11 protein-coding genes and 1 pseudogene are annotated in these 12,046 nt (G+C 62.8%); 9 read left to right on the top strand and 3 right to left on the bottom strand.

Going from position 1 to position 12,046, the window contains the following annotated elements; genetic code table 11:
• The first annotated feature begins 36 nt into the window (after positions 1-36).
• The 5 genes and pseudogenes from LRS06_RS06365 to LRS06_RS06345 form a co-directional block, all read left to right on the top strand.
• On the top strand, positions 37-960 hold the full coding sequence (locus LRS06_RS06365; RefSeq protein WP_257870718.1) for a geranylgeranylglycerol-phosphate geranylgeranyltransferase: 924 nt from the start codon (positions 37-39) through the stop codon (positions 958-960).
• Between the two features lie 78 nt (positions 961-1,038).
• The gene (locus tag LRS06_RS06360; protein ID WP_257870717.1) at positions 1,039-2,250 is read left to right on the top strand and encodes a BamA/TamA family outer membrane protein; all 1,212 of its coding nucleotides are present in this window, start codon (positions 1,039-1,041) and stop codon (positions 2,248-2,250) included.
• Positions 2,251-2,331: 81 nt separating this feature from the next.
• A complete protein-coding gene (locus tag LRS06_RS06355; protein WP_257870716.1) occupies positions 2,332-3,213 on the top strand; it encodes an outer membrane protein assembly factor in 882 nt (293 codons plus the stop codon).
• A complete protein-coding gene (locus LRS06_RS06350) occupies positions 3,194-3,481 on the top strand; it encodes a hypothetical protein (RefSeq protein WP_257870715.1) in 288 nt (95 codons plus the stop codon). The genes LRS06_RS06355 and LRS06_RS06350 overlap by 20 nt, the downstream gene beginning before the upstream one ends.
• 105 nt (positions 3,482-3,586) lie before the next feature.
• Positions 3,587-4,207, top strand: a pseudogene (locus LRS06_RS06345) (glycosyltransferase family 2 protein); the annotation flags it as partial.
• 544 nt (positions 4,208-4,751) lie between these two features.
• Here the strand turns inward: LRS06_RS06345 and LRS06_RS06340 are convergent.
• The 3 genes from LRS06_RS06340 to LRS06_RS06330 all read right to left on the bottom strand — a co-directional run bounded on the left by LRS06_RS06340 (position 4,752) and on the right by LRS06_RS06330 (position 7,402).
• On the bottom strand, positions 4,752-5,354 hold the full coding sequence (locus LRS06_RS06340; RefSeq protein ID WP_257870714.1) for a nodulation S family protein: 603 nt from the start codon (positions 5,352-5,354) through the stop codon (positions 4,752-4,754).
• Between the two features lie 148 nt (positions 5,355-5,502).
• Complete coding sequence (locus tag LRS06_RS06335; RefSeq protein ID WP_257870713.1) at positions 5,503-6,252, bottom strand: PIG-L deacetylase family protein; 750 nt, start codon at positions 6,250-6,252, stop codon at positions 5,503-5,505.
• Positions 6,245-7,402, bottom strand: coding sequence for an acyl-CoA dehydrogenase family protein (locus LRS06_RS06330; protein WP_257870712.1), 1,158 nt, complete (start codon positions 7,400-7,402; stop codon positions 6,245-6,247). The genes LRS06_RS06335 and LRS06_RS06330 overlap by 8 nt, the downstream gene beginning before the upstream one ends.
• Positions 7,403-7,630: 228 nt before the next feature.
• Between LRS06_RS06330 and purH the strand changes: the two genes are divergently transcribed.
• From purH to LRS06_RS06310, 4 genes are all read left to right on the top strand, one after another.
• Complete coding sequence (gene purH, locus LRS06_RS06325; protein ID WP_257870711.1) at positions 7,631-9,154, top strand: bifunctional phosphoribosylaminoimidazolecarboxamide formyltransferase/IMP cyclohydrolase; 1,524 nt, start codon at positions 7,631-7,633, stop codon at positions 9,152-9,154.
• Positions 9,155-9,404: 250 nt separating this feature from the next.
• Positions 9,405-10,430 (top strand): rod shape-determining protein, encoded by a 1,026-nt coding sequence (locus tag LRS06_RS06320; RefSeq protein WP_149070810.1) that lies wholly within the window; start codon positions 9,405-9,407, stop codon positions 10,428-10,430.
• Between the two features lie 97 nt (positions 10,431-10,527).
• Positions 10,528-11,451 (top strand): rod shape-determining protein MreC, encoded by a 924-nt coding sequence (gene mreC / locus LRS06_RS06315; RefSeq protein WP_257870710.1) that lies wholly within the window; start codon positions 10,528-10,530, stop codon positions 11,449-11,451.
• Positions 11,451-11,990, top strand: a complete 540-nt coding sequence (locus LRS06_RS06310) for a hypothetical protein (protein ID WP_257870709.1) — start codon at positions 11,451-11,453, stop codon at positions 11,988-11,990. Before mreC ends, LRS06_RS06310 begins: the two co-directional genes overlap by 1 nt.
• Positions 11,991-12,046 lie beyond the last annotated feature (56 nt).

The following is a 12,046-nucleotide window of genomic DNA, read 5'->3' as shown; positions in this document are numbered from 1 at the left end:
GTTTCGGCGTCGGGGTGGCATCTTTACGCCGTACAGGTGAACAAGCAACTAATGGTGCAGCCTTCTTCCACCGCTGATACACGAAGCCCCTGGCGCGGCCTGCGCGAGCTGGTGCAGCTGGTGCGCCTGCCCAACCTGCTGCTGCTGGCTTTGTGCATGGTGCTGGTGCGCGTGGGGTTGCTGCACCGCCATATGCCCGCCGCCAGCCTGCTCGATGTGCGCTTTGCTCTGCTGCTGCTGTCCACGCTGTGCGTAGCGGCCGCTGGCTACATCATCAATGACTACTACGACGTCAAGATTGACGCCATCAACCGGCCCGACCGGCTGGTGGTAGGCCGGGCCGTAAACCGCCGTCATGCCATGCTGGCCCATTTGCTGCTTACGGGCATCGGGATGCTGGTGAGCGGGGCGCTGTCGCCGCTGCTGGGGCTGGTGCACGCGGCGTCGGGGCTGCTGCTCTGGGGCTACTCGGTGCGCCTCAAGCGTATGGCGTTGGTAGGCAACCTGAGCATTGCGGCCCTCACGGCGGCTTCGGTGCTTACGCCGGAGCTGCAGCTGCGCACGGGCGTAAGTACCGTGTGGGTGTACGCCCTGGCGGCGTTTCTACTCTCGGTTGTGCGCGAAATCATCAAGGACGTGGAGGATATGCGCGGGGACGCCGAGCACGACTGCCGCACGTTGCCCATTGTGGCCGGCGTGGCCCGCACCCAGTGGGTAGCTGGTTTCTTTCTGTTACTGTTGGCGCTGCTGGTGAGCGGGGCCGTGTGGCAGTCGGTGCAGCTGGGCTGGTGGTGGCTGGCGGCCTGGCTGCTGGTATTGGTCCTGTTGCCCCTGGCGGCGCTGGCCCGGCTTTTAGCCCGTGCCGACCGCAAAGCCCACTTCGCGCAGCTAAGCTTGTGGTGCAAGCTCATTATGCTGGCCGGGGTGCTGTCGATGCTGGTGGTGGAGGTAGGCGGATAACCCGCGCCGGGACCGGTACGTTAGGAAAGGAGGCCGGCCTATTGAGGTGGCTGCTTACTTCACCTTCCCCGACTTCCCATGCGTATTCTTACCCTGCTGCTGGCCACGTTGTGGCTGGCACCGGCCGCCGTTGCCCAAATCACGCCCGTTGCCGTCGATTCCGCCGCCATTGCGCCGGTCCCGACCGTGACGGCTGAGCCCGTCCCAACTGCCACCCCGCCGACAACCACCACCGCGCAGCCACCCAAAGACCCCGCCGACAAGCCCAGCTTTATTCCCGCGCCGGTCATATTCTACGAGCCAGAAACCGGGTTTGCGGCCGGTGCTACGTTTCTGCCCACCTGGCGGCACGGCCGCGACACCACGGTGCGCAAGTCCAACGGGCGGCTCGGCGGCTGGTTTTCCCAGAAAAAGCAACTGAACCTGCAGCTCTCGCACACCATCTTCACCCGGCAGGAGCGCTATCTGCTCATCGGTGATATTCAGTACTTCGACTACCCTATTTTCTTCTACGGGATTGGCAACGACACCCGGAAGGAAGACGAAAGCGAAATTGCCTACAAGCTGCTCACCATCAACCAGCGCGCCCTCAAAAGCATCCACCGCTACACCTTTCTGGGTTTGCAGTACCGCTTTGCCGACCTGCGCAGCCTGCGCGCCAAGCAGGAGCTGAACAATGAGGAAACAGGTGCCAACCTCTACTATTCCGAGCTGACGCCCCGCGAAAAAGAGCCCTTCCGCATATCCGGTGCCGGCCCCACGTTTATCTACGACAGCCGGGACGTGATTCTGAGCACGTTCAAAGGTGCTTACCTGGACTTGCAGACGCTTTTCAACCTCAAGGGCCTGGGCAGTGACTACACCTTCACGCGCTACATGGTGGATGGGCGCTATTTTCAGCCCCTGGGCTCCAACCGCACTATCTGGGCCAGTCAGGTTATCGGCACTTTTCACAACGGCACGGTGCCGTTTCGGGAGCTGGGCAACCTGGGCGGCGTGAGTTTGCTGCGGGGTATATACGAGGGCCGTTTCCGCGACCGGCAGCTGCTGGCCGCCCAAACAGAAATCCGGCACCACCTGTTCTGGCGCCTGAACGGAGCCGTGTTTGCGGGCGTGGGCCAGGTGGCCCCGCACCTGCAGGATATGTCCTTCAGCGGCATCAAGCTGGCCGGCGGCGCGGGGGTGCGCTTTCAGTTCAACCGCCGCGACCGGCTCAACATCCGCTTCGACTACGGCGTAGGCTCGGGCGGCAACAGCGGCCTGTACTTCGGGGTGAACGAGGCATTTTAGCCTCCGTTGCTATGCCTGATTTGAGGCAGGAAGAGTAGGGTCTAAATCGGTACATTTAGACCCTACTCTTCCTGCCTCTCTATGTTCTTACTTCGTGCCAGCGCCACATTGTCGCTAACGCTGCTGGCCCTGGCCGTCGGCGCCCAATCGTCTGCCGACTCAGTAGCCACCCGCAAAGCCGCCAAAAAAACGCGCCGCGTGAAAGTGGCTGCGCTGCCCATCGTGTTTTCGCAGCCCGAAACCGGTGTGGCTTATGGAGCCGCCGTGCTGCCGGTGTGGCGCTTTGGGCAGGATACCACCACGCGCAGCTCCAATGCCCGCCTGCTGACTTACCGCACCCAGCGCAAGCAGTCCAGCGCCAGCTTCACCCACGCCATCTTCACGCCCGGCGAGCGATACTTCATCAGCGGGGAAGCCCAGTATTTCAACCTGCCGATTTATTACTACGGCGTAGGCAACGATACCCGCAAAAGCGAGAAAAGCGACATTTCGTACCGCCTGTTCATTCTCAACCAGCGCGTGCTCAAGCGGCTGCGGCCGGGCCTGTTCGTGGGCGGGCTCTACCGCCTCACCAACCTGCACCGCCTCCGGATCGACGACCCCCTGACGGATGATGGCACCCGCCCCAACTGGCTGCTGGAGCGCAATGAGCGGGAGCGGCAAAACACGCTGACATCCGGCCTGGGACCGTCTCTTATTTACGATACCCGCGACAACATTCTAAGCGCCCACCACGGCAACTTTCTGGATGCCAGTGCCCTGCTGGTGGGTAAGGCGCTGGGCAGTGACTTCACCTTTTCGCGCCTGCAGGTGGATGCCCGCCGCTACCAGGTGCTGGGCTCGAAGGAAACCGAGCGAACGGTCCTGGCCGGGCAGGTGCTGGGCACGTTTCATGGCGGCACTGTACCATTTCGGGAGCTGGCGCAGTTGGGCGGGGGAGCGAATGATGCGGGGCATCTATGAAGGGCGCTTCCGGGACCGGCAGTTGCTGGCCGCCCAGGTAGAGTTGCGCCAGCAGCTGTTCTGGCGGCTGCGGGGGGTAGTGTTCGGCAGTGCCGGCCAGGTGCAGCCCCAGGTCACCGACTTCCGGCCCGGTGAGTTCAACCTAGCCGGCGGCGCGGGCCTGCGCATCGATGTCAACCGGCAGGACCGGCTGAGCATCCGTATTGATTATGGGGTAGGCTCGGGGCAGTCCAGCGGGCTATATTTTGCCTTCAACGAAGCCTTCTAATTCGTTTTTCGCTCCGGCAGTAGAACTACAGATAGCGGCTCCTCCATCGGCATTTCTTTTGTCGAGCTTCATCCAAAGCTCGACAATTCCGTAGGAGTGGGACTTATGGATTTGGTTTCTCCCCAACTATTTCACTTCTCTGCCGGGCCCGTTGAGTTGCTGATAGCGCCGCTACGCATGGCGGTGGCGCCCCACCCGGCTTTGCTTGCCTCTGTTATTATTCCCGCCAAAAATGAAGCGGCCGATCTGCCGGCTTCCCTGGCCGCTCTCACCGCCCAGACCACGCTGGCCGGCCAGCCGCTTGACCCTGCCACGTTTGAAATTCTGGTACTGGCCAACAACTGTACTGATACCACTGCCCAGATAGTCCGCCGTTTTGCTGCCGCTCATCCTGCCTGGCAGATTCAGGTGGCCGAACTGCGGCTGCCACCGGCGGAGGCGCACGTAGGGCGTGCCCGCCGCTTGCTGATGGACGAAGCCTGCCGCCGCCTCGAAGCCGTAGGACGCCCCCAGGGACTGATTCTCTCTACTGATGCCGACACGCAGGTAGCGCCCACCTGGCTGGCTGCTACCCAGCAGGCTATCAGCGCGGGCGCCGATGCCGTGGGCGGACGCATCCTGCCCCGGCACAGCGGCCCGGCGCAGTGTGCTGTGCGTCGCCAGCACCTGCACGACGCTGCCTATCACCTGGCCCGCACCCAACTGGAAGCCCGCCTCAACCCAAGCGTCCACGACGCCTGGCCGCGCCACCACCAGCATTTTGGAGCTAGTCTGGCGCTGACTGCGGCAGCTTACCGCGCAGTGGGGGGGCTGCCCGTAGTGCCTTACCTGGAGGATGAAGCTCTGTACCGAGCCCTGCTGCGCCACGATTTGCGGGTGCGCCACTGCCCGGCCGTGCGCGTTGTTACTTCCGACCGCCGTGTGGGCCGCGTGGCCGTAGGTTTGTCGTGGCAGCTGAGCGAGTGGGCCCGGCAGGCAGCAGCGGGCCAGGAACCATTGGTGGAAGGTGGCCATCAGATTGCTGCCGAAGCCATTATGTGCCGCTGCCTGCATCTGCTCTGGATACAGGCTCAAACTTCCCTGTCCGACCTGCTGTTGCTGGCGGCCCAACTGCACGTGCGGGCCGACGAACTGGCATCCCGCTTAGCGCAGGCAGCCTGTTTTGGCCTGGTGTGGGAGTGGGCGCTGGCCCGCTTCCGGCAGGTACAGCCAATGGAACTGGTGCCGATGAAGCAGGCTTTAGCCGAAGTCAGGCAGCAGCTCCGGCAGGCTAAGCCGGCTTCTTTTCCAGCAGATCGAGCCGGTACGTGGGCTGCCGCTGGTGCAACAGATGCTGCGCTATTCCCCCGGGCCGGGCGTATTCCAGAAACAACTCGTGCACTTCGTCGCCGGTGAGGGGGTAGTCGTGGACGAGCGGTGTCCAGTGCACCAGCAGCAGCTGCCCACCCGGTAGCAAGGCGTCAAACATGGTTTCGGCGGCCCGGCGCAGGGTCGGCTCATCCCAGTAGTAGCCCACCTCCGACACTAAGATCAGCTCAAACTGTCCCGCCGGAAATTCATCCGGCACCTGCATCCGCCTGAACTGCACGTGAGGGAAGGCCGCGCACCGATGCCGGGCCCTGGCTAGCGCGGCTTCAGCCACATCTACGGCCAGCAGCTCCTGGCACCGGGGCGCCAACTGGGCCGTAAGCACTCCCAGTGAACAGCCAATTTCTAATGCGCGCTGGTGGTAGGGCCGGGGCAGCGCCGCGAGGGTAGCCTGGTACTTGTCGTGCTCATAAGGGCTGGTTTCGAAGCTCCACGGGTCGTCATTAGCCCGGTACACGTCGTCGAAGTAGGCCGGAGGTAGGTTGTACGGCTGGTTGGGGTTCATAACAGGGGAAGGAGATTATTAAGGTGGTTTTTAACCCGTCATGCTGAGCTTGTCGAAGCATCTCTACCGCTTCGTTGTAGTGGTAATCCAACGAAGCGGTAGAGATGCTTCGACAAGCTCAGCATGACGGTCTTTCGGGTATGTCGTTCTATACAGGCTCCTCACCTGCCACCGCTTCCAGGTACGTTTCGAACGGCTGGGCGAAGTGCGCGAGCATGGACGGCGCCAGGTAGAACCCGGTAGGATCATCATCGATAGGGCCGCCGGGCAGCTGAGAGGCGTGGGCTGCCAGTGCATGCTGCTTCTGCGCCAGCACCGGGCTGATGTCCAGCCGCCAGCCCTGCACTTCGCCCGGCTGGGGTACATCAGTAGGGGAAGCCCGCTCCCAGGCCCACACCACGTACTCCAACAGGCGCGGGGGCGTGGGCAGCCGCGCCACTGCCTGCTGCACCAGCGCGGTGGTAGCGCGGTGGTCGGGGTGGGGGTCGCGGCGCCAGGGCGTGAGCACAGTGGCTGGTCGCTTGGTTAGCAGCAGCTGAGCTAGCTGCTCCAGTGCCTGGGCATCATCGGCAGCTACCCGACCATCGGGCCGCGCCAGGCAGGTGAGGGCCGTATCGGCCACACCCAGTCGGGCCAGGGCTTCGCGCAACTCGGCTTCCCGGAGGGCCTGCCGGGCGGCGGGCGGGTGGCGCCGGGAGTTGGGGTGCGACATCGTACCATCGCTCACCAGCACCACCCATACGGGCACCTGCGCTTGCCGCAATAGCGCTATCAGCCCGCCGCAGCCCAGCGTTTCATCATCGGGGTGCGGGGCTACTATCAGGGTAGGACCACAGGCAAGCGCAGCAGTAGCAGGCCGCAGAGGCAGATCGACAAAGAAAGCCGGGGCGCTAGGCATGCCAGAGTTGATAAGTGGGCATGTCGGAGCTCAGGGCGAAGCGGCCCACATCAGCCAGGGCGGCATCAGGGGCGGGTTGGCGCAGGTAGTGCGTCAGGTCGCGGTGGAGGCGCTCCAGCGGCTCGGGGCGCAACAGGCCGCGAGCCCCCACGGAACGTTCAGCCAGGGGCAGCACCCGCAGGCAGATTTCCTCAATAGCGGTGCGCACCATGTTGGCGTAGGCCACAGTGGCTTCAGCCTGCTCCGTGGCCTCGGGGCGGGCAGCGTGTTCGGCGGCGGCGCGCAGCCACTGGCGGCCACTTTCCACCAGCGTAGCCATTTCGCCGAGGCGCTGGCGTTGGTAAGGGTCATCGGTACGGCCCAGCTGGCGCAGGAAGCGGCGGGTTTCATCCAGCACGCTCTCGGCCCCACCCAGCTGCACGGCCGCAAACCGAATGGCCCCGCCGCTAAACCAGGGCTGCCGGTAATAGTCGCCGGGCGGGCCCAGCTGCTGCTCCGGCGTCACCGTCAGGCCCGCGAAATCGGCGCGGAAACTGGCGGAAGCGCGCATGCCGAGCGGTAGCCAGAAAGCTGGGTCGAGGGCAGGTACCTGCTCATCGGCAGACAACACCACTATCTGCCAGCCTCCATTGGGAAGCCGGCCCGTGAGTAGGGGCCGCGTGACGTGGCCGGCGCCCGAGGCAAAGGTTTTGGCTCCGTGCAGGGCCAGGCCGCCTTCGGGCAGGGGCATAAGCTGCACGCCATCGGCGGCTTCGGTGTTCCAGACGCCAAAAAGGTGCCCAGCGTGGGCATCGGCGGCCCAGCGCCGTTGCTGGTCCGGGGTGCCAAACCGCAGGATAAGCTGTAGAGCGTTTACGTGGCCTTCAAACACGCGGCCTACGGCCAGATTGCCGCGCCCGATGTGACAGAGCACCCGTAGCAGCGCCTCATCGGTCAGGCCCACCCCGCCCAGCGCAGGCGGCAGCACGGCGGTGAGCAAGCCCGCGTCACGCAGCCAGGTAAACTCCTCCACAGGGAAGCCGCCGTCGAAATCAGACAAGGGAGCATGGGCAAACAGGCGGGGAACCAGCTGCGCGGCGGCTGTTTCGGGGGCGGGCAGCACCACAGGTGCCAGCGGCAGCTCGGCGGTGGGAGTAGGAGGAACGGACATGGAAAATGAAGCAGGCAAGCACAACAGTAACTCTGATACCTCCAGTTGAGCTTAAGGGTTATGTGCGCCCCTAGGTCAAGTGAGTTTTGTGGACCCTTCTTGTCACCCCGCCGTCAGAGAAGGAGTGCTGCCGGGCAGCGGGCCTATCAGCAAATTGGCGCGGGGCTTGGGTAGCTAACCGGGCGCTGCCTACCTTCGCGGCGTCGTCCAGTTCAACCTTTTCTTGTTATGATGCAGCCCATTCGCTCTGCCTTGGTTTCCGTGTATTACAAAGACCGGCTGGAGCCGCTTATCCGGGTGCTGGCCCAACACGGCGTGCAGCTGTATTCTACGGGCGGCACCCAGAAGTTCATCGAGGAGCTGGGTGTGCCCGTGACGGCGGTAGAAAGCCTGACGGGCTTCCCGGAAGTGTTTGGGGGCCGCGTGAAAACCCTGCACCCCACCGTATTCGGGGGCATTCTGCACCGCCGACACGAGGCCGCCGACGTGGCCCAGGCCGCCGAGCACCAGATTCCCCCCATCGACCTGGTGATTGTGGACCTGTACCCCTTCGAGGAAACCGTAGCCTCGGGGGCGCCGGAAGCTGATGTGATTGAGAAAATCGACATCGGCGGCATTTCCCTGCTGCGCGCGGCCGCCAAAAACTACCGCGACGTGCTGGTGGTCAGCAGCCGCGACCAGTACGAGGCCGTGACCACGCTGCTAACCGAACAGAACGGCGCTACTTCCCTGGAAAACCGCCGCCAGTACGCCGCCGCCGCCTTCGGGGCCACCTCGCACTACGACACGCAGATTCACGCCTATTTCCTGGGTAACGAGCAATCAACGGACGCAAATTCCTCCTTGATTACCCCGCTGCGCTACGGCGAAAATCCTCATCAGCAGGGCGCTTTCCACGGCGACCTGGCGGCGCTGTTCGACCAGTTGCACGGCAAGCAGCTCAGCTACAACAACCTTGTGGATGTAGACGCGGCCGTGCTGCTGATGCAGGAGTTTCAGGCCGATGGACCGGCCGCCTGCGCCATTCTCAAGCACACCAATGCCTGCGGCGTGGCCCAGGCCGATACGCTCACCGAAGCCTATCTGAACGCCCTGGCCTGCGACCCGGTGTCGGCGTTTGGGGGCGTCATCATCGTGAACCGGCCGGTGGATGTGGCTACGGCTGAGGAGTTGCACAAGCTGTTTTTCGAAGTGCTGATTGCGCCCGATTTTGCACCCGATGCTTTGGCGGTGCTGCAAGGCAAGAAAAATCGTATTCTGCTGCGCCAGAAGCCCGTTGAGTTCCCGCAGAAGCAAATCAAAACCCTGCTCAACGGTGTCATCGAGCAGGATTTCGACCGGGTGGTAGAAGGGCCCCGGGAGTTCCGCACCGTTACGGAGTCCGCGCCCACGGCCGAGGAGACGGCGGCGCTGGCGTTTGCCCTCAAAATCTGCAAGCATACCAAGAGTAACACCATTGTGCTGGCACGGGCCGGGCAATTGCTGGCTTCGGGCGTGGGCCAGACCTCCCGCGTGGACGCCCTGCGCCAGGCCATTGAGAAGGCCCGCGCCTTCGGGTTCGATCTGCAGGGCGCCGTTATGGCCTCCGATGCCTTCTTCCCCTTCCCCGACTGCGTGGAAATTGCGGGCGAAGCCGGCATCCGGGCGGTGGTGCAGCCCGGCGGCTCCATCAAGGACCAGGACAGCATTACGGCCGCCAACCAGCTAGGCATGGCTATGGTGCTCACGGGCGTGCGGCACTTCAAGCACTAAGGTGAGTGATGAGGTGACAGGTTACACGTAACAGGTTCGAGGCAGTCGTTCCTGTTCTTCTACAAGCCCGGTCGTAGGTATACGGTCGGGCTTGTAGCATTATCAGCCGGCTTGGAAGCATGTTAGAGGTACTCGTTTCTATGTGCGGCCTGTTACCTGCCGCGTATCACTTGTCACTCAATTCCTGCTTACCTTTGCCCCACTTTTGACGGGCGCAACCCGCCCGTTCTCATTCATTTGCCGCTACTCAATGGGTTTCTTCAATTTTCTGACCAGTGACATTGCCATTGACCTGGGCACGGCCAATACGCTTATCATTCACAACGACAAAATCGTGGTGGATGAGCCGAGCATCATCGCAAAAGACCGCACGACCAATAAAGTAATTGCCGTGGGCCGGCAGGCGCAGCAGATGCACGAAAAGACCCACGACAACATCAAAACCATTCGTCCCCTCAAAGACGGCGTAATTGCCGACTTCCACGCTGCGGAGGAAATGATCAAGGGAATGATCAAGATGATTGACACCCGGACGCGGCTGTTTCAGCCCTCGCACCGGATGGTTATCTGCATTCCCTCGGGCATCACGGAAGTAGAGAAACGCGCCGTGCGGGACTCCGCCGAGCACGCCGGCGCCAAGGAAGTGTGGATGATTCAGGAGCCCATGGCGGCTGCCATCGGCATCGGCATCGACGTGGAGCAGCCTGTGGGCTCGATGATCATCGACATCGGAGGCGGTACCACCGAAATTGCGGTTATTGCCCTTTCTGGTATTGTGTGCGACCAGAGCATCAAAACCGCCGGGGACGTCTTCAACCAGGACATTCTGGACTACATGCGCCGCCAGCACAACCTGCTGATTGGGGAGCGGAGCGCCGAACGCATCAAGATTGAGGTAGGCGCGGCCCTTACCGAACTGGACCAGACACCGCCCGACTTTGAGGTGCGCGGCCGCGACCTGATGACTGGTATTCCAAAGGTAATCAAGGTGACATCGTCGGAAATTGCCATTGCCCTCGATAAATCGGTGGCCAAGATTGAGGAAGCCGTGCTGAAGGCCCTGGAAATCAGCCCGCCCGAGCTGTCGGCCGACATCTACGAAAACGGCATTCACCTGACCGGTGGTGGCGCCCTGCTGCGCGGCCTCGACAAGCGCCTGGCAGCCAAAACCAAGCTGCCCATTCACATTGCCGAAGACCCGCTCCGCGCCGTGGTGCGCGGCACCGGCGCCGCCATCAAGAACATCCAGGCCTTCCGCAGCGTGCTGCTGACGTAATAGCTAAATGGCTGGATGGTTGAATAGTTGATTGTTCTGATGACCTATTGGAACGACCAGCCATTTAACCATCCAGCCATTTAACCATCTTTTTCAAGTGAATAACCTCTTCGCCTTCCTGTTCCGGTACCGGGGTATGCTGGTATTTGGCCTGCTGGAGGTGTTGAGCGTGTTTTTGCTGCTGCGCAACAGCGACTATCAGCGGGCAGCTTTCTTCAACTCAGCCAATGCCTACACCGGGCAATTCCTAGCGCTGCGGACCCGCGTGTACGACTACTTTCGGCTGGTGGAAGTAAACAAGGCGCTGATGGAGGAAAACGCCACGTTGCGCCAACAGCTGTACCCGCCGGATACGGCCCGGCGTGTGGCGGCCGTGCTGCCCGTGCGGCAGGACAGCCTCACGCAGGCCCGCATTCAGCGCCTGGGTCGCCCCGATTCGCTTTTGCTGGGGTTGCGCAGCCTGCCGACCCAGGACCCCGCTTACCCATTGGTGCCGGCCCGCGTCATCAGCAATACGCTGCGGCGGGTGGATAACTACCTGACCCTGAACGTGGGCAGCCGGCAGGGCGTGAAGCCGGGCATGGGCGTGGTGGCGGCAGCGGGTGTGGTGGGTAGGGTGAAAGTGGTGAGCGAGAACTACGCCACGGTATCGTCGGTGTTGCACTCCAAAACGGCTATTTCGGCCAAGATCCTGCGCGACGGCACGTTCGGCAGCATTAAGTGGCTAGGCGACGACCCCACCCGCGTGCTGCTCGACTACATCCCGCGTCAGAACCGCCTCGTGCGCGGCGACACGGTAGTGACGTCGGGCTACAACGCGGTGTTTCCGGAGGGCGTGCTCATTGGGCGGGTGGAAAGCTTCGTGAAGGAGCCCGACAAGAACTTCTGGACGGTGCAGGTGCGCCTGGCGCCCGATTTTTCCAACCTTACCTACGTGTACGTGGTAGCCAACCGCGCCCAGGCCCAGCGCGATACGCTGACGGTGCGCGCGGGCATCAAGCCGGAAGGAGGGCAACCCTGATGCGTGGCATAGCTGGTACCCTGCTCATTCAGGTTTTACGGTTTGCGCTCTACGCCTGCCTGCAGGTGTTTGTGGTAAGCCACGTGACGCCCACCGGCCTGTTCGGGCTGGGCTGGTGCTTTCTGTACCTGGGCTTTCTGCTGTTTCTGCCCATAGCCACGCCCATTGTGGTGCAGCTGCTGCTGGGCTTTGCCATGGGCATCAGCATGGACGTATTCTTCGACTCGGGCGGAGTGCACGCGGTGGCTACGGTGCTGGTGGCCTACCTGCGCCCCTGGGTGCTGCGCCTGCTCACCCCCCGCGACGGATACGACGCCTCCGACTCGGTAAACATTCACCGCATGGGCTGGCAGTGGTTTGGGGTGTACGTGGTGCTGCTGCTGGCTATTCACCACGCGGCATTTTTCTTTGCGGAGCTGGGTGGGTTTCGGGCCGTGGGCCTCACGCTGGGTAAGGTTTTCGTGAGCGTGCTGTTCACGGGCCTGGTGCTGCTGATTGTGCAGCTGGTGTTTTTTCCGGCCGGCCGCCGTAGCCGGTAGCGCGCGGGCACCTTCCCGGTTTTTTGCAACTTCCCCACCGGCCAACCGGTTATCTT

Source organism: Hymenobacter sp. J193 (genome assembly GCF_024700075.1).
Lineage (GTDB): Bacteria > Bacteroidota > Bacteroidia > Cytophagales > Hymenobacteraceae > Hymenobacter.
Note: the sequence above shows the minus strand (reverse complement) of the source record. Positions and strands in the feature narration are given on the sequence as shown.

Bases quoted from the DNA above. Each gene is read 5' to 3' on its own strand.
- LRS06_RS06335 (WP_257870713.1), bottom strand. From the start codon at position 6,252: ATGCCTAGCGCCCCGGCTTTCTTTGTCGATCTGCCTCTGCGGCCTGCT.
- LRS06_RS06360 (WP_257870717.1), top strand. From the start codon at position 1,039: ATGCGTATTCTTACCCTGCTGCTGGCCACGTTGTGGCTGGCACCGGCC.
- LRS06_RS06330 (WP_257870712.1), bottom strand. From the start codon at position 7,402: ATGTCCGTTCCTCCTACTCCCACCGCCGAGCTGCCGCTGGCACCTGTG.
- LRS06_RS06320 (WP_149070810.1), top strand. From the start codon at position 9,405: ATGGGTTTCTTCAATTTTCTGACCAGTGACATTGCCATTGACCTGGGC.
- LRS06_RS06340 (WP_257870714.1), bottom strand. From the start codon at position 5,354: ATGAACCCCAACCAGCCGTACAACCTACCTCCGGCCTACTTCGACGAC.
- LRS06_RS06310 (WP_257870709.1), top strand. From the start codon at position 11,451: ATGCGTGGCATAGCTGGTACCCTGCTCATTCAGGTTTTACGGTTTGCG.
- purH (WP_257870711.1), top strand. From the start codon at position 7,631: ATGATGCAGCCCATTCGCTCTGCCTTGGTTTCCGTGTATTACAAAGAC.
- LRS06_RS06355 (WP_257870716.1), top strand. From the start codon at position 2,332: ATGTTCTTACTTCGTGCCAGCGCCACATTGTCGCTAACGCTGCTGGCC.
- LRS06_RS06350 (WP_257870715.1), top strand. From the start codon at position 3,194: ATGATGCGGGGCATCTATGAAGGGCGCTTCCGGGACCGGCAGTTGCTG.